3 protein-coding genes are annotated in these 2952 nt (G+C 60.4%); 1 reads left to right on the top strand and 2 read right to left on the bottom strand.

Features of this window, described 5'->3' with window-relative positions; translation table 11 throughout:
• Window positions 1-413: 413 nt before the first annotated feature.
• On the bottom strand, window positions 414-1391 hold the full coding sequence (locus WBB95_RS28190) for a diaminopimelate epimerase (protein ID WP_424490561.1): 978 nt from the start codon (window positions 1389-1391) through the stop codon (window positions 414-416).
• Between the two features lie 113 nt (window positions 1392-1504).
• A complete protein-coding gene (locus WBB95_RS28185) occupies window positions 1505-1651 on the bottom strand; it encodes a hypothetical protein (protein WP_424490560.1) in 147 nt (48 codons plus the stop codon).
• A gap of 111 nt (window positions 1652-1762) precedes the next feature.
• Between WBB95_RS28185 and WBB95_RS28180 the strand changes: the two genes are divergently transcribed.
• Window positions 1763-2914, top strand: a complete 1152-nt coding sequence (locus tag WBB95_RS28180; protein WP_424490559.1) for an MFS transporter — start codon at window positions 1763-1765, stop codon at window positions 2912-2914.
• Window positions 2915-2952 lie beyond the last annotated feature (38 nt).

The raw sequence follows: 2952 nt of genomic DNA, 5'->3' as shown, positions 1-2952 counted from the left end.
TAATAGGGCTGATCAAGCACTTCACTGCCGTTAAAAGCCAGCACCTGAAAGTCGCCCGTTATTGCTGGAAGATCCAATTTAAAACGTGATGAAACACACCCATCAACCATCCGTAGTTACCCGCCATCAAATCGGTGACCGAAAGGCTTCTCCCCATCTTGACTGCAGATTGAAGTGCGGGGGAAAAGCGCCTGAACACCGTAAAGCTTAGCGATTCGAGGCGTAGTTCGGCCGTGCCAATAACAAAAAGGACGTTTCGTACGGTGTGGTCGGAAGGGGCTTTTACAAAATAAGACAGGCGAGAAATTAAACGGCGTTAAACAACAAGAAACTTCCCACATTAACTTTTCTAACTTAACTACTCGATAAGGAAACAGCTGACACTTACTTAAGCTATCAGCTGTTAGCCCAGTTCAGTTTTGTGGCCGTGCAGCCCCGAACAGGCTGACGCTCAGCAAGGTTTGACCCTGGCTCTGCAACCGTACCGGCGCCGTGCCACCTGGCATCACCACAGCCACTTCCCCGCTCTCGACCCAACCCGCCCGCCACGCCGCGCAAGCCACGGCACACGCGCTGGTTCCCGAGGACGCGGTGGGCCCTTCACCCCGTTCGAATACCCGTGCGATGACCTGATTGCCACGTGAACGAACGGCCCATTGCAAATTGACACCGGCGACACAGGGTTGGCCGCGCCCGGCGGGTGGTGCAAAAGCAATTGCCTGCAACGGCTCGAACAGTGAGGGCTGGCGCATCGAAGGGTTGTCTGGCAGTGCATCAGCGTGCGCCACCAGCGTCACGCAATGAGGGTTGCCCACTCGCACAAACTGGCTGCGCGCCCACTGCGGGTTGATCGCCGCCAGTGCGGGCACGTGGCTGAACTCATGATGAACGGCATCAACCCCCTCGGCCCTCACCGCCGTTGGCCCGAACGTCGGACGCCCCAGCGCCAGCCAGAATCCCGCGACATGGTCAACGACCGCAGGCTCCACAGCGGTTACCACCGGAGACGCGGCCGATGACTGATCGTGGTGCACCCTCAGTTCGCAGCCTTGGGTCATCAACCCTTGGTCAGTCAGTGCCTGGGCAAAAATCGTCAGGCCGTTGCCGCTGCGTTCGGCGAGTGAGCCGTCCGTGTTGACGATCAGCACGTCAAACGGCGGCGCAGACTGGAAGGGACCGACCAGCAAGCCATCGCAGCGGTGCGCCTTGGCATCGGCCGCGCGCGGCAACGTGCCCCAACCACATTCGGACGCGATGGCCGATGTCGCCCAATCTTTGCGTGTGACAGCAGCCAGGTCGGCGCGCTCGGGCACGTCAACGCCCCGGCTTATTAAAAAGGCCGGGCTGACCACCCCGTAGATATTGCCGCGCGCGTCATAGAAACGGGTCATCTTGCCAGCCACCTGAGAATTTTCATCCGTCCACCCGTCCAGTTACCTACATGCCGGGCGCCAGCGTATTACAGAAACACAAACCTGTGGGAGGAGGACTGAACGGCGGTAACTCACGCACGAACCCTGGGGTTCATCGGTTCATACAATAATGACTCACCCTCCACCCCACCGCCCGCAGGTTTGATCGCCTCTTTGTGGCCGTCACCGCCCAACGCGTTCCTTGAGGTGAAAAACAAGTCTGTAAAAATATAAGTCATGACCTCACCTGAACCCGCAAACCAAACGGAACCCCGCTCGCCCCACACGGCCTGATGTGCAAGGATGTCTCGCCGGACATCGTTCGTTGAACGCAAAACCAAGGATTTTTCATGACTGCCATCCCCACTCCAGCGCCCGTGGTACCCGGGCGGCTGGAGCAAATGTCGACTCGCATCGCTTTTTTTATCGCAGGCTTCGGCATTGCGGCCTGGGCGCCACTGGTGCCGTATGCCAAGGCGCGTGCGCAACTCAATGAAGGCACGCTTGGCCTGCTGCTGTTGTGCCTTGGGGTGGGTTCGATCATTGCCATGCCGGTAGCCGGCGCACTGGCTTCGCGTTTTGGCTGTCGACGGGTGCTGACCGGCGGCACGATCGTGATCTGCCTGGCCTTGCCGATGCTCGCCACCGTCAGTTCAATACCTTTACTGATGGTCGGGTTGTTCCTGTTTGGCGCCGGCCTGGGCACCGTGGACTCGACGGTCAACCTGCAAGCGGTGATCGTTGAGCGCGCCAGTGGCAAAACCATGATGTCGGGCTTCCATGGCTTGTTCAGCCTGGGCGGCATCGTCGGCGCGGCTGGCGTTGCCGGGTTGCTGGGGCTGGGCTTTTCGCCACTGCAGGCAACCCTGGTGGTGATTGTGATCATGGCGCTGGCGTTGCTCAAGGCCGGGCCGCACTTGTTGCCCTATGGCAGTGAAAGCTCGGGCCCGGCGTTTGCCGTGCCGCATGGCGTGGTGCTGTTTATTGGCTGCCTGTGCTGCATCGTATTTCTGGCCGAAGGCGCCGTGCTGGATTGGAGCGCGGTGTTCCTCAGCGCCGAGCGTGGCCTTGATGAAGCGTACGCTGGCCTTGGCTACGCGGCCTTCGCCTTGACCATGACCGCTGGGCGCCTGACCGGTGATGCCATTGTGCGACGTCTGGGCGCGGCCCGGGTGATCGTGATCGGTGGCGCGCTGGCCACTGCGGGCATGTTGCTCGCCACCTTGATACCCGCCTGGGAAACCGCGCTGCTGGGGTATGCCCTGGTGGGGGCAGGTTGTTCGAATATCGTGCCGGTGTTGTACACCGCCGTCGGCAAGCAAAAAGTCATGCCGGAACACATCGCGGTGCCAGCCATCACCACCCTGGGTTACGCCGGCATTCTCGCCGGGCCTGCGGTGATTGGCTTTATCGCTCACGGTAGCAGCCTGAGCACCGCCTTTGTGCTGGTCGCGGTGTTGCTGGCCGGTGTGGCCATCAGCGGCAAAATCCTCAAGGTGTAACCCCCCAACCAGGCCAGAACACTACCTGGCCTTGTTCA

The sequence above is a fragment of the Pseudomonas sp. genome, assembly GCF_049645325.1.
GTDB lineage: Bacteria > Pseudomonadota > Gammaproteobacteria > Pseudomonadales > Pseudomonadaceae > Aquipseudomonas.
The sequence above is the reverse complement of the archived record's forward strand: the minus strand, read 5'-3'. Positions and strand labels throughout refer to the sequence as shown.

What these genes read in the sequence shown, in the direction of transcription:
- WBB95_RS28190 (WP_424490561.1), bottom strand. Translation starts at nt 1,391, where the DNA reads ATGACCCGTTTCTATGACGCGCGCGGCAATATCTACGGGGTGGTCAGC.
- WBB95_RS28185 (WP_424490560.1), bottom strand. Translation starts at nt 1,651, where the DNA reads ATGACTTATATTTTTACAGACTTGTTTTTCACCTCAAGGAACGCGTTG.
- WBB95_RS28180 (WP_424490559.1), top strand. Translation starts at nt 1,763, where the DNA reads ATGACTGCCATCCCCACTCCAGCGCCCGTGGTACCCGGGCGGCTGGAG.